The sequence below is a fragment of the Streptomyces sp. NPDC058239 genome (assembly GCF_042882185.1).
Lineage (GTDB): Bacteria > Actinomycetota > Actinomycetes > Streptomycetales > Streptomycetaceae > Streptomyces.
In genome coordinates, this window is record NZ_JBHVWS010000028.1 from 38,389 (window position 1) to 61,449 (window position 23,061).

Genomic DNA, 23,061 nt, shown 5'->3' on the forward strand with positions numbered 1-23,061 from the left:
GTGAATCGCTCTCCGTATGGAGGCGTTCAAGGCTTCGTCCTACGACGACGGCCTTTCCCGGTCCGTACAGGTGCCGAAGCTCCGGCTTCCGCGCCGGCCCCTGTGCGGTCCGCGGAGACGACCAGCGCAGCGAGCACCGTCGTCACCGGCACCGAGGCGACCAGTCCGATCGAGCCGACCAGCGTTCGTACGATCTCCTCCGCCACCAGCTCGCTGTTGGCCACCGTCCCCACGCTGCTCTGGGCGATCGAGAACAGCAGCAGCAGCGGCAGTGCGGCGCCCGCGTAGGCGAGCACCAGCGTATTGACGACCGAGGCGATGTGATCGCGCCCGATCCTGATCCCTGCCCGGTAGAGCCCCCGGGCACCCATCGTCGGGTTCGCCTGGTGCAGCTCCCAGACCGCCGATGTCTGGGTGACCGTCACATCGTCGAGTACTCCGAGCGAGCCGATGATGACACCGGCCAGCAGCAGACCGCTCATGTCGATGTGCGGGTACAGGCCGTGGATGAGGCCGGTGCTGTCGTCGGTGTTGCCGGTCAGGCTCGCCCAGCCGATGAAAAGAGATCCGAGCAGCCCGATCAGCAGCAGTGAGATCAGTGTGCCGATCACCGCGACCGACGTGCGGGCGGTCAGGCCGTGGCACATGTAGAGCGCAATCAGCATGATCGCACTTGCCCCGACCACCGCGACGAGCAGTGGATTCGAGCCTTGGAGGATGGCCGGGAGGATGAACAGGGTCAGCACGGCGAACGACACGGCGAGCGCGACCAGTGCCATCACCCCACGCATCCTGCCCACCGCGATCACGACCAGGGCGAAGATCCCGGCCAGCAGCGTCATCGGGAACTTCCGGTTCACATCCGTCACCGAGTACTGCAGATCATGGGGTGCGTCGGGGGCGTACGCCACGATCACGCCCTGCCCTTCGTGCAACTGACGGGGTGCGTCCGGCTGAACGATCTCGACGAAGGTCCGTCCCTTGTCGTGACCGGTCGTCACCTCGACCGTGGCCTTTTCGCACAGCCCGGGCCCGCTACCCGACGGCGGGGTGGTCTCGCCGCTGATGGGTGTCTGGGCGGCGTTCACGTCCTTGCAGTTCACCTTGTCGATATTCACCACCTTTCCCTGCTGGGTCTGCCGGTCGAAACCGACACCGGTCCGCTCGTGCGGGGGCGCGCCGCCCGGCCAGAGCACCGCCAGGCAGACGACGACCGCGGTGGCGAACGGGATCAGCACGGCCGCGATGACCTTGCGCAGATGTTTGGAGACGGGCTCGGCAGGGCCATGGCTGTGCGAGTGGCCGTGCTGATGGCCCTGCGGTTCGGGGTCGGTATGGGGGGACGTCACCGGCCGATCATTGCAAGAAGAGAAGGGCCCTCTGTTCATTACGCCGGACAGGGCGCTAGCGTGGAGGAACCTTTGCACACGCGGGAGCTCGGAGCACCGGGCTGAGAGGGCGCTGATATCCGTACATCCGTACGGGAGGAGGCTGCGCCGACCGCCGAACCTGTTACCGGGTAATGCCGGCGTAGGGAGTAGGTCTCATGACCACATCGGACGCACGCACGCCTGCCTCGAACCAGAGCGACGAGGCCGGGAAGTCCATCGGCTGGCACAAGGGGTACGTCCAGGGCTCACGCCCCGACCTCCGGGTGCCGGTCCGTCAGGTGCACCTCACCAACGGCAAGGACGTGACGCTGTACGACACGTCGGGCCCGTACACCGATCCCACCACCGAGACCGATGTCCGGCGCGGGCTCGCACCGTTGCGGGAGAGCTGGATCATCGCGCGCGGCGACACCGAGGAGTATCCGGGCCGCCCCGCCCGACCCGAGGACGACGGGCTCAAGCACACCCCGCCGCGTGGCGGGCTGCGCAACCTCGACGCGGTCTTCCCCGGCCGCCCGCGCCTGCCCCGCCGCAGCCGGGACGGGCGGCCGGTGACCCAGCTCGCGTACGCCCGCCGGGGCGAGATCACCCCGGAGATGGAGTACGTGGCGATCCGGGAGAACGTCGAACCCGAGGTGGTGCGCGAGGAGATCGCCGCGGGCCGGGCCGTGCTGCCGGCCAACGTCAACCACCCCGAGATCGAGCCGATGATCATCGGCAAGCGGTTCCTGGTGAAGGTCAATGCCAACATCGGCAACTCCGCGGTGACGTCCTCCATCGAGGAGGAGGTGGAGAAGATGACATGGGCGACGCGCTGGGGCGCCGACACGGTCATGGACCTTTCCACCGGCCGCAATATTCACACCACCCGTGAGTGGGTTCTGCGCAACTCCCCCGTGCCGATCGGCACCGTTCCCCTCTACCAGGCCCTCGAAAAGGTCGACGGCCGGGCCGAGGAGCTGACCTGGGAGATCTACAAGGACACCGTCATCGAGCAGGCCGAGCAGGGCGTCGACTACATGACGGTCCACGCCGGCGTGCGCCTGCCCTACGTCCCGCTGACCGCCCGCCGCAAGACCGGCATCGTCTCCCGCGGTGGCTCGATCATGGCGGCGTGGTGCCTCGCGCACCACAAGGAGTCGTTCCTGTATGAGCACTTCGAGGAGCTCTGCGAGATCCTCGCCACGTACGACGTGACGTACTCGCTGGGCGACGGGCTGCGCCCCGGCTCGATCGCCGACGCCAACGACGAGGCCCAGTTCGCCGAACTGCGCACGCTCGGTGAGCTGAACACGATCGCCAAGCGGTTCGGCGTCCAGACCATGATCGAGGGCCCGGGCCATGTCCCGATGCACAAGATCAAGGAGAACATCGACCTGCAGCAGGAGATCTGCGAGGAGGCGCCGTTCTACACGCTCGGCCCGCTGACCACCGATGTCGCCCCGGCGTACGACCACATCACCTCGGGCATCGGTGCGGCGATGATCGCCTGGTGGGGCACGGCGATGCTCTGCTACGTCACGCCCAAGGAGCACCTCGGCCTGCCCAACCGGGACGATGTGAAGACCGGCGTCATCACGTACAAGATCGCGGCCCATGCGGCGGACCTCGCCAAGGGGCACCCGGGGGCGCAGGACTGGGACGACGCGCTCTCCGACGCCCGTTTCGAATTCCGCTGGGAGGACCAGTTCAATCTGGCTCTCGACCCGGTCACGGCTCGGGAGTTCCACGACGAGACGCTGCCGGCCGAGCCGGCGAAGACGGCGCACTTCTGCTCGATGTGCGGCCCGAAGTTCTGCTCGATGAAGATCTCCCAGGACATCCGTCGTGAACACGGCGGTTCCCAGGCGGAGATCGACGCGGGCATGGCGGAGAAGTCCAAGGAGTTCGCGGCGGCCGGCAACCGGGTCTATCTGCCGATCGCGGACTGAGTGGGACGCGCACAAGGGGACGCCGTCCCGAGAGGCCAGGGCTTCTCGGGACGGCGTCCCGTCGTCGGTACGGGCCCGGTGCCCGGACCCGGTCAGTCCAACTCGTGCTCGGGGCCGCCGAAGTCGGGGCTGGTGAAGTCCGGGCTGGTGAATGTCGGGCGGGGGCCCGCCGCCGGGCCGTCGTCCGGGCTGGTGAAGTCCGGCCGGCTGTAGCCGATCTTCGGGATGCGGTTCGCCGAACGATGCGGTGTGCGCGACGCGCGGCCGGCGTCGGGGTCGGCGAGCGCGTCCCGCAGGAACGGCAGTATGCCGCGCTCCAGCAGTGCGTGGCGCCATGCCTCTCTCGCGCGCGCCACATCCTCCGGCAACTCGTTCTCGGCATCCTCGGCGGGCTGCGACGTCGAACCGTTGCGCAGCGCGGTGATGAGCAGTCCGACGGCGGCGGCCAGGATGGCGGCGGCCATGACCGCCGCGAAGAACCAGCCCGCGGCGACCATGGTGGAGGCGAAGGATGGCGGCGGATTGAGCAGTCTCAGCAGATAGCCGGACAGCAGGAATATGAACGCGGCCGTGCCGGCCAGCACGGGCGCCAGGACCGTGACGACGGCTCCTATGCCGGCGCCCGACTGGTTCGGGCCGTCAGTGCCGGACCCGGGGCCCGGATCCTGGCCTGCTCCTTCGGCCGGTCTGCGCAGCTCTTCGCGGGCCTTCACATAGTGCTCGTACTCGGTGGCGGCCGTCGCGGTGATCAGCGCCGTGGCGTCCAGTGCCATGGTGCGCAGCTGCACGGCGTTGAGCCGCTCGCCGACCGCGGCCAGATCCGGTCGTTCATGGGCGTGACGCAGTGCGTCGTCGAGGATCCGCTCGTACTCCGGGCGGTCCTCGGTCAGCAGGTGCGGAGCGCTGTTCATGTGCATCCCCCGATGCTCCGTAGGGCCTGAGTACCCGCTCGGACCGGGCAGTTGGGCGGAAACGGAGGAGAGCCTGCTACTGATACGCCGATGGTAGAGCGCCCACGGCACGGGGTGACAGGGGGTTTCCGGAAATCGGCCCAGCGGTCGTCGTGGTCAGGTCGTGGGTGCGTCTTCCCAGAAGAACGTCAGTCATGCAGGGGTAGTTGGACGACCAGTAGCTTTCCGGCCATGGTCACTCCACCGTCCATGGCGATGGCGAGCCCGTCGGCGTACACGTGCGGGCCTTCGACCACGGGGCCGGAACCGTCCTCGCCGTCCTCCGAGCCGACCTCGCCGAGAAGGTACGGAATGGGGCTGTGACCATGGACGATGCGCTGACCGCCATAGGCCGACATCAGCTCCCGGACGGCCTGCGGCCCCGCCTCGTCGCGGAAGGCGAACCGCTTGGTGAGCTTCCGGAAGAGGTCCCAGCACTCATCGGCGTCGTTACGCGTGAGAATGGCGTGCACGGTGTCGTTGACGTCCTCGATGGTGGCGCCGTAGTCGAGGTACGCCGTCGTGTCGGAGTGCATCAGCAGATGCCCGTCCTCCTCGACGATCGCGTCGAGCCGTGACATCCACTGGAGGTGGACGTCCTGAAGACGCTCCATGTCATTCTTCTGGCCGCCGTTGAGCAGCCAGGCGGCCTGGAAGGTGGCTGTACCCGCGCCGGAGTTCACCGGGGTGTCGCCGAACCGCTTGGCGCCGATGAGCAACAGTTCGTGATTGCCCATCAGGGCCTTGCAGTATCCGCCCGCGGCCGCGGCCTCGGCGGAGAGGCGCATCACGAGGTCGATGACACCGATGCCGTCGGGGCCCCGGTCGGTGAAGTCGCCGAGGAACCAGAGCCGGGCATTGCCCGCGGACCAGTTGCCCTCGGTGTCGATGAGGCCCTGTTCGGCGAGGGCGGCGTGGAGTTCGTCCAGATAGCCGTGGACATCGCCGACGACGTACAGCGGCCCGAGTCCCGGCTCCGGTACGGGCCGCGGGTCGGGAACGGCCCGCACCTGGACCGTGTCACCGCGGTTGATCACGGGAAGGTCGCGCGCGGTGGGTGTGTACCCCTCCGGCAGTTCGTCTCCCGGAACGGCATTGCCCGGGTGCGGCGGTGAAGGCGGCACCGGAGTCTGCGCATAGGGCGGTACGCGGAAGTCACGCAACGTCGCAGTCCGCACCACGGGTTCCTGACCGGCCCCCTGTGTCATCGACCCCTCCACCACCGTCGCGCCGCCGTACACCTGACGGGCCCTGCTGGTCGGGGCGGTCCGCGGTGTCGTGCGCCCATCATAGGAATGCGGATCGTGCTGTGTGACGCACCAGGGGTGGTGAATCCGGACGCACATCAGGTTCACCGACCGTTTGGTCCGAAATCGCCTGATCAATCCCCGGCGGGAGAGCGCGGTGCGCTGACCGTGGTGCGGGGCGGACGGCGCTGCGAGGATGTCCGGACGATGAGCTCTGTCGGTATGACCTGCTCCACCGGTCCGTCGTGCTTCACGCCTTCGATGGCGTCGATCAGAAGCTGAACGACCGCCGTGCCGATTCTGCGCGGCTTGAGCGAGAGCGTGGTGATGGGGGGCTCGGTCGTCGCGTACACGGTGGACTCGCTGCAGCAGACCAGCAGAAGGTCCTCGGGGACGCGCAGACCGTACCGGCGGGCGGCCGCCAGCAGATCGGTGCCATTGGGGTCGAAGAGCCCGTAGACGGCGTCTGGCCGGTCCGGGCGGGCGAGCAGCCGGTCGGCGGCGACCGCACCCGCGCACGGGTCGTGGGCGGGGTAGGACTCGTACACCGGGGCCTGTCCCACGCGCTCGCACCAATGGAGGTACGCGGTGGTGGAGAGACGGGTGTACGTGTCGGTGGTGGTGCCGGTGAGCAGGCCGATGCGGCGTGCCCCGGCGGCGGCGAGATGGTCGAGGAGGTCGAGCACGGCGGCCCGGTGGTCGTTGTCGACCCAGGCGGTGACCGGGAGGGTTCCGGCCGGTCGTCCGTCCGAGACGACGGGCAGGCCCTGGCGTACGAGTTCCGTGACCACCGGGTCCTGGTCGGAGGGGTCGATCACGACGGTGCCGTCGAGAGCGACGTTCGACCAGACGTCGTGGCGTGAGGTGGCGGGCAGGATGACGAGGGCGTAGCCGCGGGCGAGCGCGGCCGAGGTGGCCGCTCTGGCCATCTCTGCGAAGTAGGCGAATTCGGTGAAGGTGAAAGGTTCGTCCCCGTAGGTCGTCACGGTCAGGCCGATGAGGCCGGACTTGCCGGTACGGAGGGTTCGGGCCGCGGCGGAAGGGCGGTAGCCCAGGCGCTCCGCAACCTCGCGGACATGGCGGCGGGTGGCGTCCGGGAGCCTGCCCTTGCCGTTGAGCGCGTCGGAGACGGTCGTGATGGAGACCCCGGCCGCGGCGGCCACATCCCGGATTCCCGCTCGTCCTTGCCGGCCGCCGCGCCGGGGTGTCTCCGCCCGGCTCACCTGGTGCTTCCCTGCTGCTGTCATGGCGAGCCGATAGTAGGGCGCGGACGGAAGGTTGGCCTGGTCGCATATTCACTTGTTGACAGGCACGTTTCTGCATGATCAGTAAGTGTCAAATGCCTTGCAAATCAAGGACATTGGCGGGACCAGTCGCAATGTGTCATGCGTCGAACCCGATGGGCCTACTAAATGGTTCATGTCTCGAAGAGGTCTCATCTCACCTCTTCGGGGGACGCGCGCCACGGAGTGAGCCACCGGCGCACGTCAGGGAGGGAAACGCTCCCCCCATTCCCGGTCGCACCGGACGATTGGACGTTCCGGCCATTCGCAGCAGCGCCCAATCCTCATAAGGTGAGCAGTATTGATGTGTACAGACGGTCGAGGAGGACCTGCGGTGAGCGAGACGAGCCCCAAGCTGCGCGCCGAGCTGGACGGCGTTCCCGCCTATGTACCGGGCAAGCCGGCTGCCGCCGGCGGACCGGTTGCGTTCAAGCTGTCCTCCAACGAGAACCCGTATCCGCCGCTTCCCGGGGTGATGGAGTCCGCCCTGGCCGCGGCTGCGAACTTCAACCGCTATCCGGACATGGCCTGCACCGGTCTGATGAACGAGCTGGCCGACCGTTTCGGTGTACCCGTCTCGCACCTCGCCACCGGAACCGGCTCGGTCGGTGTGGCGCAGCAGCTGCTCCAGGCCACCTCGGGCCCGGGTGACGAGGTCATCTACGCCTGGCGCTCCTTCGAGGCGTACCCGATCATCACGCAGATCAGCGGTGCGACCTCGGTGAAGGTTCCGCTGACCGGCGGTGAGGTGCACGACCTCGACGCCATGGCGGACGCGATCACGGACCGCACCCGGATGATCTTCGTCTGCAACCCGAACAACCCGACCGGCACCGTTGTGCGCCGGGCTGAGCTGGAGCGGTTCCTGGACCGGGTGCCGGGTGATGTCCTGGTGGTGCTCGACGAGGCGTACAGGGAGTTCATCCGCGACGTCGAGGTGCCGGACGGCATAGGGATCTACCGGGACCGGCCCAATGTGGCGGTGCTGCGGACGTTCTCCAAGGCGTACGGCCTGGCCGGTCTGCGGGTCGGTTTCGCCGTGGCTCACGAGCCGGTGGCGGCCGCGCTGCGCAAGACGGCGGTGCCCTTCGGGGTCAGCCAGCTCGCGCAGGACGCGGCGGTGGCCTCGCTGCGTGCCGAGGACGAACTTCTGGGAAGGGTCGGCTCCTTGGTGTGCGAGCGCGAGCGGGTGCAGCGGACGCTGGTGGATCAGGGGTGGACCGTGCCGGAGTCCCAGGCGAACTTCGTCTGGCTGCGGCTCGGGGACCGTACTGCCGACTTCGCCGCGGTGTGTGAGCGGGCCGGCGTGGTGGTCAGGCCGTTCGCGGGCGAGGGTGTGCGGGTCTCGATCGGGGAGGACGAGGCGAACGATCTGTTCCTGAAGGTGACGGAGTCGTACCGCAGGGAGCTGTAGAGCGGCGCAGGCCGCCTGCGCACACCGGAAGGCCCAGGGCCCCGTACCTCGTTCGCCGAGGTGCGGGGCCTTTGCGTTCGAGGCCTGAGAGGTGCCCGGAGTGCGGCGCTTCCGTATGTCTGCTTCGGGGGGATTGATCGGAACATCCCAAGAGGGGTACCCCGCCCGAACGTCCCGAAAGTCTGTGCGTCATAATTGCTTGTGAATGTGAACGCGTTCACAAGCGTGTCCTGTTTCCTCCCGTGATTAGTCGGATTAAAAGGGCAAACTGCCGGTGTGGCTACGGCGACTTAAGGAGAAGACGACGTGGAGCTAGCTCTGGCGCCGGAAACCCTGGCGCGATGGCAGTTCGGTATCACCACCGTCTACCACTTCCTGTTCGTCCCACTCACGATCTCTCTCGCTGCGCTCACGGCCGGCTTGCAGACCGCCTGGGTGCGCACGAACAACGAGAAGTACCTCAGAGCGACGAAGTTCTGGGGCAAGCTCTTCCTGATCAACATCGCCATGGGTGTCGTCACCGGCATCGTCCAGGAGTTCCAGTTCGGTATGAACTGGTCCGACTACTCGCGGTTCGTCGGTGACATCTTCGGTGCCCCGCTCGCGTTCGAGGCCCTGATCGCCTTCTTCTTCGAGTCCACGTTCATCGGGCTGTGGATCTTCGGCTGGGACAAGCTGCCGAAGAAGATCCATCTCGCCTGCATCTGGATGGTCTCCATCGGAACCATCCTGTCCGCGTACTTCATCCTCGCGGCCAACTCCTGGATGCAGCACCCGGTCGGCTACCGGATCAACAAGGAGCGCGGCCGGGCCGAGCTCACCGACTTCTGGCATGTGCTCACCCAGAACACGGCGCTCGCGCAGTTCTTCCACACCATCACCGCCGCCTTCCTGGTCGGAGGCGCGTTCATGGTCGGCATCGCCGCCTTCCATCTGGCGCGCAAGAAGCACATCCCGGTGATGCGGACCTCGCTGCGGCTCGGACTGGTCACCGTGGTGATCGCCGGACTTCTCACCGCCATCAGCGGTGACCAGCTCGGCAAGGTCATGTTCAAGCAGCAGCCGATGAAGATGGCCGCCGCCGAGGCGCTCTGGGAGGGGCAGAACTCGGCACCCTTCTCGATCTTCGCGGTCGGCGATGTGGCCAAGGGCCACAACACCGTGGAGATCTCCATCCCGGGGATACTGTCCTTCCTCGCGGACGACAGCTTCACTTCGTACGTCCCCGGCATCAATGACATCAACAAGGCCGAGCAGGAGAAGTTCGGTCCCGGTGACTACCGGCCCAACATCCCGGTCGCGTTCTGGAGCTTCCGCTGGATGATCGGCTTCGGAATGGCGTCCTTCGCCCTCGGCATCCTCGGACTGTGGCTGACGCGAAGGAAGTTCATGCTGCCGCCGGGGATGAGGACCGGTGAGGACGAAGTGCCCCATCTGGTCCTCTTCAAGAACAAGGCCCTCAGCCCGAAGCTCGCCAAGTGCTACTGGATCGTCGCGCTCTGGACGCTGCTCTTCCCGCTGATCGCCAACTCCTGGGGCTGGATCTTCACCGAGATGGGTCGTCAGCCCTGGGTCGTCTACGGCGTGCTCCAGACCCGCGACGCGGTCTCCCCCGGTACCTCGCAGGGCGAGGTACTCACTTCGATGATCGGCTTCACCCTGCTCTACGCCGTGCTCGCGGTGATCGAGGTCAAGCTGCTCGTGAAGTACATCAAGGCCGGACCGCCGGAGCTCACGGAGGCCGACCTCAACCCGCCCACCAAGATCGGCGGCGACGACCATGACGACGCCGACCGCCCGATGGCCTTCTCCTACTGAGAGCAGAGGAGCTGAGAGATGGAACTCCACGACGTCTGGTTCGTACTCATCGCCGTCCTCTGGACCGGCTACTTCTTCCTGGAGGGATTCGACTTCGGGATCGGTGTCCTCACCAAGCTGCTGGCCCGCGACCGCAAGGAGCGGCGGGTTCTGATCAATACGATCGGGCCCGTCTGGGACGGCAACGAAGTGTGGCTGCTCAGCGCGGGCGGTGCGACCTTCGCCGCCTTCCCCGACTGGTACGCCACTCTGTTCTCCGGCTTCTACCTGCCGCTGCTGATCATCCTGGTCTGCCTGATCGTGCGAGGCGTCGCCTTCGAGTACCGGTCGAAGCGTCCTGAGGAGAAGTGGCAGACCAACTGGGAACACGCGATCTTCTGGACCTCGCTGATCCCGGCCCTGCTCTGGGGCGTGGCCTTCGGGAACATCGTGCGCGGCGTGAAGATCGACGCAGACATGGAGTACGTGGGCACCTTCTGGGACCTGCTCAACCCGTACGCCATTCTCGGCGGACTGGTCACGCTCACCCTCTTCACCTTCCACGGTGCCGTGTTCGCGGGGCTCAAGACCGTCGGGGACATACGGGAGCGGGCGCGCAAGCTGGCGCTGAAGCTCGGGCCGGTCACCGCGGTGCTCGCACTCGGCTTCCTGATCTGGACCCAGACCGACAACGGCGACGGTTGGAGTCTGCTGGCGATGATCATCGCCGTGGTGGCGCTGGTCGGTGCGATCGGTGCGATCGCGGCGGGACGCGAGGGCTGGTCGTTCGCGCTCTCCGGCGTGACCATCGTGGCCGCGGTCGCGATGCTTTTCCTGACGCTCTTCCCGAACGTCATGCCGTCCTCGCTCGACGATGCCTGGAGCCTCACGGTCACCAACGCCTCGTCCACCCCGTACACGCTGAAGATCATGACCTGGTGCGCGGGGATCGCCACCCCGGTCGTCCTGCTCTACCAGGGCTGGACGTACTGGGTGTTCCGCAAGCGCATCGGTACGCAGCACATCGCCGAAACGCACTGAACGCACCTGGGGCCTGCCCGACCCTGATCCGCCGGACAGGCCCTGGTCCGCCGACCGAGCTCACTGGGGGCTGTTTCACGTGAAACCGATCGACCCGCGCCTGCTCCGCCACGCCAGCGCCACCCGCCTCTTCCTGGCAGCCGTGGTGGCACTCGGAGTCGTTGGGGCGGCGCTGGTCATCGCCCAGGCCATGCTCATCGCCGAAGTGGTGGTGGGCGGGTTCGAGGACGGACTGGCCGTCTCCGGGCTGCGGACACCGCTGGTCATGCTCGCGGCCGTCGCGCTCGGCCGGGGGCTGGTCTCGTGGCTGACCGAACTGGCCGCGTACCGGGCCAGTGCGGCGGTCAAGTCCGAACTCCGCGGCCGGTTGCTGGAGCGGGCCGCGGCGCTCGGCCCCGGCTGGCTGAGCGGGCAGCGCACCGGCTCTCTGGTGGCGCTCGCCACCCGTGGTGTCGACGCCCTCGACGACTACTTCGCGCGTTATCTGCCGCAGCTCGGACTCGCGGTGGTCGTCCCGGTGGCGGTCCTTGCCAGGATCGTCACGGAGGACTGGGTCTCGGCAGTGATCATCGTGGTCACGCTGCCGCTCATCCCGCTCTTCATGATCCTGATCGGCTGGGCCACCCAGTCGCGGATGGACCGCCAGTGGCGGCTGTTGTCCCGGCTCTCCGGGCACTTCCTCGACGTGGTCGCCGGACTGCCGACGTTGAAGGTCTTCGGCCGGGCCAAGGCCCAGGCCGAATCCATCCGCACCATCACCTCGCAGTACCGGCGGGCCACACTGCGGACGCTGCGGATCGCGTTCCTGTCGTCCTTCGCTCTGGAGCTGCTGGCGACCCTGTCGGTGGCCCTCGTCGCCGTCACCATCGGCATGAGGCTCGTGCACGGTGAGCTCGACCTCTACACCGGCCTGGTGGTGCTGATCCTGGCGCCCGAGGCCTATCTGCCGATCCGCCAGGTCGGCGCGCAGTACCACGCGGCGGCCGAGGGGCTCTCGGCCGCGGAGGAGATCTTCTCGGTCCTGGAGACCGAGCCCCGGCCGGGTGGTACGGAGGACACCCCGGAGTCGATGCGGCTGGAGCTGGAGGGGGTGACCGTACGGCACGAAGGCCGTACCGAAGCTTCGCTGGACGGGGCCTCGTTGGTGGTGGACGAGGGGGAGACCGTTGCCCTGGTCGGCCCGAGCGGCGTCGGGAAGTCCACCTTGCTCGATGTGGTGCTGGGATTCACGGCACCCGACGAGGGGCAGGTGCGGATCGGCGGCGTCGATCTGGCGACGCTGGCACCCGAGCACTGGCGGGAACGGATTGCCTGGGTGCCGCAGCGCCCGTATCTCTTCGCAGGCACGATCGCGGAGAACGTACGGCTGGCCCGGCCGGACGCGGACGACGGCGTCGTGACGGCGGCGCTGCGGGACGCGGGGGCGTACGAATTCGTGGCGGAACTGCCGGACGGCGCGCAGACGCTCCTCGGCGAGGACGGTGCGGGCCTCTCCGCCGGCCAGCGCCAGCGCCTCGCGCTCGCGCGGGCCTTCCTCGCCGACCGGCCGCTGCTGCTGCTCGACGAGCCGACCGCGAGCCTGGACGGCGAGACGGAAGCGGGCATCGTCGAGGCGGTACGGAGGCTGGCGGCGGGGCGGACCGTGCTGCTGGTCGTGCACCGCCCGGCGCTGCTCTCGGTGGCCGACCGGGTGGTGACACTGGAACCGGGCGTGACACTTCGACCGGAGAAGCCCGAGGTGTTCGCCGCGGTGCCACGGCCGACGAGCGCACCCGTCGGCGAGAGTGACGCTGTGCCGGAGCCCGGGGTGCTGCGGGACACCGCGGCCCGCTCGGGTCAGGTCCTGGCCCGGGTCAGGGAGGCCGCAGGGGCACAGCGCGGACAGCTGGCACTCGCGCTGCTGCTGGGAAGCCTCGCCCTGGGCTCGGCCGTCGGGCTCATGGCCGTCTCCGGCTGGCTGATCTCCCGCGCCTCCGAGCAGCCCCCGGTGCTCTATCTGATGGTCGCCGTGACCGCGACCCGCGCCTTCGGCCTCGGACGGGCCGTCTTCCGCTACGCCGAGCGCCTGGTGTCGCACGACGCCGTGCTGAAGATGCTCGCCGAGCTGCGAGTCGCCGTCTACCGAGGGCTGGAGCGCATCGCGCCGGCCGGTCTGCGCCGCACCCGGCGCGGGGACCTGCTCTCCCGGCTCGTCGCCGATGTCGACGCCTTGCAGGACTACTGGCTGCGCTGGCTGCTGCCCGCCGGGACCGCCGTCGTCGTGGGGGCGGCGGCCGCCGGATTCATCGGCTGGCTGCTGCCTGCGGCAGGCGTCGTGCTGGCCGCCGGACTGCTGCTGGCCGGAGCGGGAGTGCCGCTGGTCAGCGGCGCCTGCTCCCGCCACGCGGAACGTCAACTGGCCCCAGCACGTGCCGATCTGGCCACCCGGATCACGGACCTGCTCGGCGGGACCGCCGAACTGACCGTTGCGGGTGCCCTGCCCGCCCGCTTGGAGCGGACCCGGGAGGCCGACGGCGTCCTGACCCGCATCGCCGCCCGCGCGGCCACCGCCACCGCGCTCGGCGGCGGTCTCATCGCTCTGATCGGCGGCCTCACCGTCGTCGCCACCGCATTCGTCGCCCTCCCCGCCGTGCACGACGGGCGGCTCGCGGGCGTGGAGCTCGCGGTGGTGGTACTCACGCCGCTGGCCGCCTTCGAGGCCGTGACCGGTCTGCCGCTCGCCGTGCAGTACCGGCAGCGGGTCAAGCGGAGTGCGGAGCGGGTGTACGAGGTGCTGGACGCCCCACTGCCCGTGCACGAACCCGGCAGCCCCGCCGAAACACCCGGATCGCCCTTCCCGCTGGAGGTACGGGGGCTGTCGGCCCGGTACGCGCAAGCGGAGCGGGACGCCCTGGACTCCGTCGACCTGAGGCTGACGGCCGGCCGGCGCATCGCCGTCGTCGGTCCCTCCGGCTCCGGGAAGACGACCCTCGCGCAGGTCCTGCTCCGCTTCCTGGACGCACGGGCGGGGACGTACCGGATCGGCGGTGTCGATGCCTGCGCACTGGAGGGGGACACGGTCCGGCAATTCGTCGGACTGTGCGCCCAGGACGCCCATATCTTCGACAGTTCCATCCGGGAGAACCTGCGGCTGGCCCGTACCGGTGCGACGGACGAGGAACTGCGGGCCGCTCTCGACCGGGCACGGCTGCTCGACTGGGCCGAGGCGCTGCCCGACGGACTCGACACGCTTGTCGGCGAACACGGCGCACGCCTCTCCGGCGGCCAGCGCCAGCGGCTCGCCCTGGCCCGGGCGATCCTCGCCGACTTTCCCGTACTCGTTCTGGACGAGCCCGCGGAACATCTCGACCTGGCGACCGCGGACGCCCTGACCGCGGACCTGCTGGCCGCCACCCGGGGGCGTACGACGGTACTGATCACCCACCGTCTCCAAGGGCTGGAGGCCGTCGACGAGGTGGTGGTGCTGGACGCCGGCCGGGTCGTGCAGCGGGGACCGTACGCCGGTCTCGCCGCTGAGGAGGGGCCGCTGCGCCGGATGCTGGAGCGCGAGCGGGAGACCGTAAGGGTGCCCGAGGAAGCCGTGGGCGTACGGGCATGAGGCCGGGCGGCACGATAGCCGACTTTCCTCCCCAATGGGGACTAACTAGTCTCGGGGTATGCCAGAGCAGGACCCGAAGGACTCACTCGAAGCCGCGACACAGGCGACACGCAGCCTGCAGGGCCTGTCCACCGAACTCACCGCCCGTGTACCGCAGCTGCTGGAAGCCATGCGTTCGGTCGGCACGGGCCTCGAACTGCACTCCACCCTCGACCGGATCTGTGAGACGGCGGCGGAACTCGCCCACTCCCGCTACGCCGCCATCGGCGTCGTCGACGAGGAGGGCGCGGGGCTCTCAGATTTCGTCACGTACGGAGTTTCGGACGAGGTGGCGCACGAGATCGGCCGCCGCCCCGACGGGCACCGGGGGCTGCTCGGTGCACTGATCCACGACCCGGTACCGGTGAAGCTCGCCGATCTGACGGCCGATCCGCGGTTCGCCGGATTCCCGCCCGGCCATCCCCCGATGCGGAGCTTCCTCGGAGTCCCGATCCGGGTACAGGGAGAGATCTTCGGAAATCTCTATCTGGCCGAGAAGGACGACGGGGGCGAGTTCAACGACTACGACCTGCACATGGTGCGGGTGCTCGCCACGGAGGCCGGGATCGCCATCGGCAACGCCCGGCTGTATGAGGCGGCACGCCAGCGCGAGCGGTGGATCGACGGCTCGGTGGCTGTGACCACCGCCCTGCTGTCCGGCGGTGACGCCGATGACGCGCTCTCCGTCGTCGCCGAACAGGCCCGCCATCTTGCCGCGTCCGCCGCCGGGATCGTGCTGCTGCCGGCCGAGGAGGGCGGTCTGGAGATCGTCGCCGTCTCCGCGGACGACCCCTCTGGCCAGCTGGGGGTGATCATCGGGCCGGAGAGCCCGGTGGTGACGAAGCTGCTGGACGGCGAGGCGGTCTTCGTGGACGACTCGGCCACCGATCCCCGCATGGTCACCACGCTGGCCCACCAGTTCGGCCCCAGCATGCTGCTGCCCCTGCACAGCGGTGGCCGGGTGCTGGGCGCGCTCGCCACCCCTCGCGCCCGCGGCGAGAGGCCGTTCACGGAGACGGAACGGACCCTTGCCACCCAGTTCGCCTCGCAGGCCGCACTCGCGCTGATGATGGCCGAGGCGCAGCGGGACCGGGAGCGGCTCGCGGTGTACGAGGACCGCGACCGGATCGCCCGCGATCTGCACGACCTGGTCATCCAGCGGCTGTTCGCCACCGGGATGATGCTGGAAAGCGCTCAGCGTCGGTCGGTCGTGCCCGAGGTGCAGACAGGTGTCGGCCGGGCGGTCGACGAACTGGACGTGACCATCCAGGAGATCCGTACCGCGATCTTCGCACTGCAGCAGGAGCCGGCCGAGGCGCCGTCCGGGCTGCGCACCCGTGTCCTGCGCGAGATCAACATGGCGGCGGTCCCGCTGGGCTTCAAGCCCTCGCACCGCTTCCTCGGCCCGGTCGACTCGCTGGTCGGCGAACTGACCGGCAAGAACCTGATCGCTGCGCTGCGTGAGGCGCTGTCCAATGCCTTCCGGCATGCCGAGGCGTCGTTGATCGACGTGGTCGTCGATGCGACCGCCACGCTGCCCGACGGGAGGGACGCGGTGCGGCTGTCGGTCGCCGACGACGGGGTGGGCATCCCGGAGGGCGGTCGGCGCAGCGGGCTGCGGAATCTGGCGCGCCGGGCGGAATCCCTAGGTGGTGCGAGCTGGTTCGAGCCCGGCATCGGGGAGGACGGGGGCGGCACGACGGTGGTGTGGGAGGCGCCGATCTGAGGGCGGTCGGCGCTCAGGGGGTCGGCCGGCGGGGACGCCGCCGGGCGCGGTCCTCAGCGTGCCGCGCCGGACGTCCGGCGCTCGGCGAGGATCTGCTCGATGACTACCGCGACGCCGTCGTCGCCGTTGGTGGCGGTCCGGCCGGAGGCGGCGGCGATTGCGGCGGGGTGGGCGTTGCCCATCGCGTACGACGTGCCCGCCCAGCGCAGCATCTCCACATCGTTGGGCATGTCGCCGAAGGCCACGACCTCGGCGGGCGAGATGCCGCGCTCGGCGCAGCAAAGGGCCAGGGTGCTGGCTTTGGAGACTCCGGGGCCGCTGACTTCCAGCAGGGCCGTGGGGCTGGACCGGGTGAAGGAGGCCCGGTGGCCGGCTGCTGTACGGGCCAGGGCGAGGAAGTCGTCCGGGGCAAGTTCGGCGTGGTGGGCGAGGAGCTTCAGCACGGGGGCGCCGGTACCGGGCGTCTCCTCGTGGAGCAGCTTCTCGGCGATCGCGACGGTGGCACCCGGGTCCAGGTGGAAGGGCGGGTAGGCCGGTTCGTAGTGGATGCCGGTGGTCAGTTCGACAGCGAAGGAGGCGCCGGGGGCGGCGGCGCGCAGTGTGTGCACGACGTCGAGGGCGATGTCGCGCTCCAGCGGGCGGACCTTGACCAGCTTGCCGTCCGCATGCAGATCCGCGACCGCGGCGCCGTTCGCGCAGATCGCCAGGCCGTGTCCGTGGACGTGATCGCTGACGACATCCATCCAGCGGGCCGGGCGTCCGGTGACGAAGAAGACCTCGATACCGGCCTCCTCGGCAGCGGCGAGCGCGGCGACCGTACGGTCCGAGACGGTCTTGTCGTCGCGCAGCAGGGTGCCGTCCAGGTCGGTGGCGATCAGCCGGGGAGCGGCAGGAGAAGGCGAGTCGGTAGCTGAGGTCACGGGCCCATTCTCGCGTACGAAGGCGCACGGGCGTGCAGAGGGGCGCACATATGAGGATGCGCGCCCCTGACCAGCTGAACATGCCTGATGCATATGCCAGTGGTTCCCGAGCGGCAGTGTCGGGCCGATCGGCGCTCGTGGCCGTCCGGTCGGCGGTCGAGCCGGGTCCGTCAGTAGCCGAGCCGGGTCTGTCAGCGGCCGAGCTGGGCCAGGCCCTCGGTGGCGATGCGCTCGAAGACCTTCTCGTCCGCCGCGAAGTCGGAGTCCGGGATCGGCGAGTGAATGACGATCTCCGTGAAGCCCAGTGCGAAGTGGGTGCCCGCAAAATCCACGAAGGCGTCGAAGGACTGCAGAGGGCGGTCCGGCGTGAAACCGGTGAGAAGGATCTTGTCCAGCTCGCCGACATCCCGGCCGATGGACTCGCAGGCCGTGCCCAGCTTGGTGAGCTGCCCGCGGATGGCCTCGACGGACTGCTCCGGGGTCCCCGCTTCGTACAGCTTCGGGTCGCCTGTGGTGACCCAGGCCTGGCCGTACTGCGCGGCAAGCTTCATCCCGCGCGGCCCGGTCGCGGCCACTGCGAACGGCAGCCGGGGCCGCTGCACACAGCCGGGGATGTTCCGGGCCTCGTTCGCCGCGTAGAACCGGCCTTCGTACGTCACCGAGGGCTCGCGCAGCAGCTGGTCGAGCAGCGGTACGAACTCGTCGAAGTGGTCGGCACGTTCGCGCGGCGTCCACGGCTCCTCGTCGCTCCGGCGCAGCGTCGTGGCATCGAAGCCGTTGCCGCCCGCGCCGATGCCGAGGGTGACGCGTCCGTCGGAGACGTCGTCCAGCGTGATGAGGTCCTTGGCGAGCGTGACGGGGTGCCGGAAGTTGGGGGAGGTGACGAGGGTGCCCAGGCGCAGCCGCTGGGTGGCGGCGGCCGCGGCGGTGAGGGTCGGTACCGCGCCGAACCACGGCCCGTCGCGGAAGGTCCGCCAGGCCAGATGGTCGTAGGTGTAGGCGGCGTGGAACCCCAGCTCTTCGGCGTGCTGCCAGACCTTTTGGCCCTTGCTCCAGCGGTGGATGGGCAGAATCACAGTGCTCAGACGCATGTCTACGACCTTACGGGTCCGAAAACCGGTGGGCGTCCCCGTGGAAGCACACCGGCCCTCGGCGGGACCGGTCGTGGGATCAGCCGCCGGGATCAGTCGCAAAAACGCAGGAATGCGGGCGGTACGGCAGCGGTGAGCCAGACTCCGTTGGCGCTGACATAGAAGGTGTGGCCCGCGCGGTGCATCGCGGCCGCGTCCACCGACAGGACGACGGGGCGGCCGCGCCGGGCGCCGACCCTGGTCGCCGTCTCGCGGTCGGGCGAGAGATGGACGTGTGTGCGGGCCATGGGGCGCAGACCCTCGCTGCGGATCGCGTCCAGCACGCGGCCCACCGTGCCGTGGTAGAGGTACACGGGCGGCTCGGCCGGTGGGAGAGCGAGATCGACCGGGACGGTGTGGCCCTGGCTCGCACGAATGCGGCCGTCCTCGACGGCGAAGCGCTGCTTGTCGTTGGCGGCGACGACATGGTCGAGTTCGGCCCGGGTGATGGGGAAGTTGTTGCGAGCCGTGGCGCGCAGCAGTTCGTCGATCGTCACCCAGCCGTTGGCGTCGAGCGTGATTCCGATCCGCTCCGGCTGGTGTCGCAAGTGTTTCGAGAGGTATTTGGACACCTTGATGGTGCGTCTGTCGTCCATCCCGTCAGAGTGCCCGCGGCGGTCGCTCACGCGCATCCGGATTTCACCCCGATTCGCTACAGCAATTATATTCGCTGTAGCAATTCTCGTCCACAGGTTTGATCCACAACCAACTTGAGTTATCCACAGGTTAATTGGCGATTCTGTGGACAAGTCGCTGAAGAATCAGCCGCTTTGGGTAATATGCGTTATTTCATTGGTGGATGAGACAAGTGCATCCAATGTCCTTGACTGCACCTCGCGTTCTGCCGCTGCCGCGATGAAGGCGGACACGTGCTCCGGACCAACCAGTCGTTCCACGGCGCGGATCGTCTCCGGCGGCAGATCCACTTGGCGCGCCATGGGGATCGAGTCCTCCGAGGTGAGCGGGGTCTCGGAGCCGAGATGGTGGTGCAGATGTCTGGTGGCGAACATCCGCATCGCACGCGCCAGTTCGGCGTCCACTGTCTGCTGAGCGAGCGGACGCAGCCTGCGCACCATGGCGGCCGCTTCTGCCGCGTCCGAGTCCGTCGGCGGGCGATGACCGAGGTAGCGCGCGAAGACGTGCTCCGTGGTGAACTCCAGGAAGCGCGAGGCGATCTGCTCGACCTGGCCGCGAAGTTCCCTCAGATGGCCCGAGATTGCACTGAGCGGTACACCGGCTTCGTGCAACTCGACGGCCACTGCGAGCTCTTGAGGGCTCGGAACCAGGAACTCGTCGTCCCGTCCCGGAATGCGTTCGAGTACGCCGAGCTCCACCGCCTCGGCGACCGCCTCGTCGTCCGGGCTGCCGCCGAACCTGGTGTTCAGCTCAGCCCGGGTGATCCGGTCGGCCTGCTCGTCCGTCCAGGGGCCGTGCACCTCGGCGACGAGCCCGAGCACCCCGCCCAGACCACGGCCCGTGTCCCACGCCTCCAGGAGTTCCTTGATGCTGGCCAGGGTGTATCCGCGATCCAGCAGATCGGCGATCTGCCGGAGCCGGGCGAGGTGGGTGTCCCGGTACACATTGGCCCGGCCGCGCCGTTCCGGCGTCGGCAGCAGGCCGCGGTCCTGATAGGCGCGGATCGTACGGACCGTGGCGCCGCTCGCATGCGCCAGGTCCTCGATCCGGTACTCGGTGGCGGACCGGCCGGCCACCGCCGACGACTGCCCGGGGCCACTCACAGCGGCGGCTTCAGCCGGGCGATCCCGCGCAGCGCACCGGGACTGAACCGGGACAGGAACCGGGCGCCGCGGGCCTCCGGTGTCACCGGCACAACGGCCTGGTTGCGCACCACTGCCTTGAGGATCGCGTCGGCGACCCTCTCCGGCGGATAGTTGCGCAGCCCGTACAGCCGGCTGGTCCGCTTCTGCAGACGCTTCTCCTCCGCGGCGTCGGCACCCGCAAAGTGCGTCGTAGCGGTGATGTTCGTGTTGACGATGCCGGGACAGATCGCGCTGACCCCGATCGACCGGTCGGCGAGCTCGGCCCGCAGACACTCGCTGAGCATCAGCACGGCCGCCTTGGAAGTGCTGTATGCGGGCAGCGCCCGGGAAGGCTGATAGGCGGCGGCGGAAGCCGTGTTGACGATATGGCCGCCCTGGCCGCGTTCGGCCATCTGCTTGCCGAAGATCCGGCAGCCATGGATGACACCCCACAGATTGACGTCCAGGACATTCCTCCAGTCCTCGCTCGTGGTCTCCAGGAAGGAGCCGGACAGGCCGATCCCTGCGTTGTTGACCAGGACGTCGACGATGCCGTACTCGGTGGCGACTTTCTCGGCGAGCTTCTCCATCGCCTGTTCGTCACTGACGTCGACCGCTTCGCCCCAGGCTGCCGGGGAACCGATCAGCCGGGCCATCTCCGCCGTCCTGGCCGCTCCCTCCGCGTCCCGGTCCACGGCCACCACCCGTGCGCCCGCCTCGGCGAAGGCGAATGCGGTGGCCCGCCCGATGCCGCCTGCCGCGCCCGTCACAAGGACCAGCTGTCCGCCGAACCGGTCCGCGTACGCCCCGGTCGGCGCGGTGTCCTGCACCGGCCGGCCATCCTCCCGCGCCGCCTCGTTGGCTGCCACGAACTCACTGATCCAGGAGGCGAGCCGGTCCGGCCTGGTGCGCGGCACCCAGTGCTTGCCCGGCAGGGAGCGGCGTACCGATTGGGGTGCCCACAGCTCCAGTTGGTCGTACAGCTTCTCCGACAGGAAGATGTCGCCGGTCGGTGTGATCAGCTGGACCGGTACATGCGCATAGGCGTCGGTACGGGGTCTGCGCAGCCGGGCCCGGATGTTGTCGCGGTAGAGCCAGGCGCCGTGTGCCGCATCGTTGGGCAGCGAGGGCGTCGGATAGTCACCCGCGGGCACCTTCTCCAGTCGCTGGAGAATCCGCGGCCACTGCTTGCCGAGCGGGCCGCGCCAGGCAAGCTCGGGCAGGACCGGCGTATGCAGCATGTAGACGTACCAGGACTTGGCGCCCTGGCCGAGCAGCTGGCCGACCCGGCGCGGGGTGGGCCGGTTCATCCGCTGCTTGATCCAGTGCCCGAAATGGTCAAGGGAAGGCCCGGACATCGAGGTGAACGAGGCGATCCGGCCCTCGGTCCGCTTGACCGTGACGAACTCCCAGGACTGGACAGACCCCCAGTCGTGCCCGACCAGATGCACCGGCCGGTCCGGGCTCACAGCGTCGGCGACGGCCAGGAAGTCATCGGTGAGCTTCTCCAGGGTGAAACCGCCACGCAGGGGTGCCGGCGCTGTGGAACGGCCGTGCCCGCGCACGTCGTACAGCACGACGTGCCACTGGCCGGCCAGTTGCCTGGCGACATCCGTCCAGACTTCCTTGCTGTCCGGGTAGCCGTGCACGAGGACGATCGTCGGCCGGCCCTCGTCGCCCAACTCGGCGACACACAGCTCGATTCCGCCCGTACGCACCCGGCGCTCGCGCGCTTCTGGCAGGCTCATGCCGCCACCCTCTCCTCGGCCCAGCGCCGCACATGCGGCAGATCGTCGTCCAGCCAGAAGGCGCTCTGTTCGGGGTCCTTGGAGTCGGTGACCACCAGGATCTCCTCGAACTTGGCGCCCGTACCACGGAATCCGAGGTGGGGTTCGACCGCCCACAGCCCGGGCTGCGGCGGATGGTCGGAGAAGCGGTATGGACTCCACAGCGGCGACCAGCCGTCCCGGTGTCCGTGCAGTGCGTCGCTCATCAGGCCCTTGAGCGACCGGGTGCCGAAGCCGAACACATGAGGGGACCAGCGGTGCTCGGCGACGCGGTCGAGCTTGTGGGCGATGACGCCGAAGGGGTAGGCGCGATGTCTGTTGACGTACCCCTGCTTGATCATCAGGCGCTCGACGTCCTCGTAGATCTCGCGCAGCGAACGCCGCTCCCGCACCTCGCGCAGAATCAGCTCACGGTGGACTTCCAGATCGGCCAGGAGCTTGTCGTGCAGGGGACTGAGCCCGAGACAGCCTGAGTAGCCGATGTCCGCTGTGAAACCCTTGTACACGGGGGCCATGTCGAGGATGAACGGCATCCCCGGCTCCAGCTTCCGGTTGGTCGGGAAGAACTGCAGGGGCACCTTGAAGCCGGCGAACGCCGTGCGGTCCCCGAACCAGGCGAAGGGGAGGTGGAACCAGTCCCGCACCCCGCGCTCGCGCAGCCAGTCGCGCTGCATGCGGGCGGCCTCGCGCTCGGTCACCCCCGGCGTGAGCCGGGCTGCGACCGCCTCGGCGCAGTCGTACGCGAGACGTTGCACTTCTCTGAACCCCCGCAGCTCCGGGGCCGGTTCGTCCGTCACTGCCGAGGTCATGCCACCGTCCGTTCCCTGCCGTGTGCGGTACGTGCCCGTAACGTGACACTGATGAATGTGACAATGTCCGGCGACTACGTCAAGAGGTGTGCCGAGACCTGTGGACAACCCGGGCAGGCCCATCTCCCTGCCTCCGGGCTCCTCCCCCGTGGTGGCTCCCCTACGGGTCCGTACGCCTGGAGTCTGATGCGGATCCAGCCGCCAGGACTGACGACCGGTGTGGTCCGCGCCACTATCT

At 68.8% G+C, this 23,061-nt stretch carries 16 protein-coding genes and 1 riboswitch; of the genes, 6 read left to right on the plus strand and 10 right to left on the minus strand.

Annotated elements, in window-relative coordinates:
- Positions 1-26 precede the first annotated feature (26 nt).
- Positions 27-1,349: a YibE/F family protein gene (locus tag ACFVYE_RS26900; RefSeq protein WP_383974203.1), complete on the minus strand. Its 1,323-nt coding sequence runs from the start codon at positions 1,347-1,349 to the stop codon at positions 27-29.
- Between the two features lie 70 nt (positions 1,350-1,419).
- Positions 1,420-1,554, plus strand: a riboswitch (TPP riboswitch).
- Here ACFVYE_RS26900 and thiC point away from each other — a divergent pair.
- Positions 1,547-3,322: a phosphomethylpyrimidine synthase ThiC gene (gene thiC / locus ACFVYE_RS26905; RefSeq protein WP_383974206.1), complete on the plus strand. Its 1,776-nt coding sequence runs from the start codon at positions 1,547-1,549 to the stop codon at positions 3,320-3,322. Its footprint overlaps the riboswitch before it by 8 nt.
- Positions 3,323-3,414: 92 nt before the next feature.
- On the opposite strand, the gene ACFVYE_RS26910 is transcribed toward thiC, so the two are convergent.
- The 3 genes from ACFVYE_RS26910 to ACFVYE_RS26920 form a co-directional block, all read right to left on the minus strand.
- Positions 3,415-4,239 (minus strand): hypothetical protein, encoded by an 825-nt coding sequence (locus tag ACFVYE_RS26910; protein WP_383963982.1) that lies wholly within the window; start codon positions 4,237-4,239, stop codon positions 3,415-3,417.
- Between the two features lie 182 nt (positions 4,240-4,421).
- Entirely contained in the window at positions 4,422-5,480 is a 1,059-nt protein-coding gene (locus tag ACFVYE_RS26915; protein WP_383963981.1) for a metallophosphoesterase, read from the minus strand.
- 173 nt (positions 5,481-5,653) lie between these two features.
- Entirely contained in the window at positions 5,654-6,766 is a 1,113-nt protein-coding gene (locus tag ACFVYE_RS26920; protein ID WP_093895110.1) for a LacI family DNA-binding transcriptional regulator, read from the minus strand.
- 370 nt (positions 6,767-7,136) lie between these two features.
- Here ACFVYE_RS26920 and hisC point away from each other — a divergent pair, with 370 nt between their 5' ends.
- The 5 genes from hisC to ACFVYE_RS26945 all read left to right on the plus strand — a co-directional run bounded on the left by hisC (position 7,137) and on the right by ACFVYE_RS26945 (position 16,417).
- Complete coding sequence (gene hisC / locus ACFVYE_RS26925) at positions 7,137-8,216, plus strand: histidinol-phosphate transaminase (protein ID WP_383963978.1); 1,080 nt, start codon at positions 7,137-7,139, stop codon at positions 8,214-8,216.
- 306 nt (positions 8,217-8,522) lie between these two features.
- Entirely contained in the window at positions 8,523-10,034 is a 1,512-nt protein-coding gene (locus tag ACFVYE_RS26930; RefSeq protein ID WP_383963975.1) for a cytochrome ubiquinol oxidase subunit I, read from the plus strand.
- Between the two features lie 18 nt (positions 10,035-10,052).
- Entirely contained in the window at positions 10,053-11,054 is a 1,002-nt protein-coding gene (gene cydB / locus ACFVYE_RS26935) for a cytochrome d ubiquinol oxidase subunit II (protein ID WP_383963972.1), read from the plus strand.
- A 79-nt stretch (positions 11,055-11,133) separates the two neighbouring features.
- The gene (gene cydD / locus ACFVYE_RS26940) at positions 11,134-14,652 is read left to right on the plus strand and encodes a thiol reductant ABC exporter subunit CydD (protein ID WP_389607523.1); all 3,519 of its coding nucleotides are present in this window, start codon (positions 11,134-11,136) and stop codon (positions 14,650-14,652) included.
- A 58-nt stretch (positions 14,653-14,710) separates the two neighbouring features.
- Positions 14,711-16,417, plus strand: a complete 1,707-nt coding sequence (locus tag ACFVYE_RS26945; RefSeq protein ID WP_383963966.1) for a GAF domain-containing sensor histidine kinase — start codon at positions 14,711-14,713, stop codon at positions 16,415-16,417.
- A 53-nt stretch (positions 16,418-16,470) separates the two neighbouring features.
- On the opposite strand, the gene ACFVYE_RS26950 is transcribed toward ACFVYE_RS26945, so the two are convergent.
- From ACFVYE_RS26950 to ACFVYE_RS26975, 6 genes are all read right to left on the minus strand, one after another.
- The gene (locus ACFVYE_RS26950; RefSeq protein ID WP_383963963.1) at positions 16,471-17,337 is read right to left on the minus strand and encodes a Cof-type HAD-IIB family hydrolase; all 867 of its coding nucleotides are present in this window, start codon (positions 17,335-17,337) and stop codon (positions 16,471-16,473) included.
- 191 nt (positions 17,338-17,528) lie between these two features.
- Entirely contained in the window at positions 17,529-18,428 is a 900-nt protein-coding gene (locus ACFVYE_RS26955) for an LLM class flavin-dependent oxidoreductase (protein ID WP_383963960.1), read from the minus strand.
- Between the two features lie 92 nt (positions 18,429-18,520).
- Positions 18,521-19,063 (minus strand): RNA 2'-phosphotransferase, encoded by a 543-nt coding sequence (locus ACFVYE_RS26960; protein WP_383963957.1) that lies wholly within the window; start codon positions 19,061-19,063, stop codon positions 18,521-18,523.
- A gap of 165 nt (positions 19,064-19,228) precedes the next feature.
- Entirely contained in the window at positions 19,229-20,206 is a 978-nt protein-coding gene (locus ACFVYE_RS26965; protein ID WP_383963955.1) for a MerR family transcriptional regulator, read from the minus strand.
- On the minus strand, positions 20,203-21,975 hold the full coding sequence (locus tag ACFVYE_RS26970) for an SDR family oxidoreductase (protein WP_383963952.1): 1,773 nt from the start codon (positions 21,973-21,975) through the stop codon (positions 20,203-20,205). The genes ACFVYE_RS26965 and ACFVYE_RS26970 overlap by 4 nt, the downstream gene beginning before the upstream one ends.
- Positions 21,972-22,823 carry a M24 family metallopeptidase gene (locus ACFVYE_RS26975; RefSeq protein ID WP_383963949.1) on the minus strand — a complete coding sequence of 284 codons (852 nt, stop codon included), beginning with the start codon at positions 22,821-22,823 and terminating at the stop codon, positions 21,972-21,974. Before ACFVYE_RS26975 ends, ACFVYE_RS26970 begins: the two co-directional genes overlap by 4 nt.
- Positions 22,824-23,061: the final 238 nt, after the last annotated feature.

Coding starts and splice junctions, on each gene's coding strand:
- ACFVYE_RS26945 (WP_383963966.1), top strand. CDS start 14,711: ATGCCAGAGCAGGACCCGAAGGACTCACTCGAAGCCGCGACACAGGCG.
- cydB (WP_383963972.1), top strand. CDS start 10,053: ATGGAACTCCACGACGTCTGGTTCGTACTCATCGCCGTCCTCTGGACC.
- ACFVYE_RS26910 (WP_383963982.1), bottom strand. CDS start 4,239: ATGCACATGAACAGCGCTCCGCACCTGCTGACCGAGGACCGCCCGGAG.
- thiC (WP_383974206.1), top strand. CDS start 1,547: ATGACCACATCGGACGCACGCACGCCTGCCTCGAACCAGAGCGACGAG.
- ACFVYE_RS26960 (WP_383963957.1), bottom strand. CDS start 19,063: ATGGACGACAGACGCACCATCAAGGTGTCCAAATACCTCTCGAAACAC.
- ACFVYE_RS26915 (WP_383963981.1), bottom strand. CDS start 5,480: ATGACACAGGGGGCCGGTCAGGAACCCGTGGTGCGGACTGCGACGTTG.
- ACFVYE_RS26975 (WP_383963949.1), bottom strand. CDS start 22,823: ATGACCTCGGCAGTGACGGACGAACCGGCCCCGGAGCTGCGGGGGTTC.
- ACFVYE_RS26970 (WP_383963952.1), bottom strand. CDS start 21,975: ATGAGCCTGCCAGAAGCGCGCGAGCGCCGGGTGCGTACGGGCGGAATC.
- ACFVYE_RS26955 (WP_383963960.1), bottom strand. CDS start 18,428: ATGCGTCTGAGCACTGTGATTCTGCCCATCCACCGCTGGAGCAAGGGC.
- ACFVYE_RS26920 (WP_093895110.1), bottom strand. CDS start 6,766: ATGACAGCAGCAGGGAAGCACCAGGTGAGCCGGGCGGAGACACCCCGG.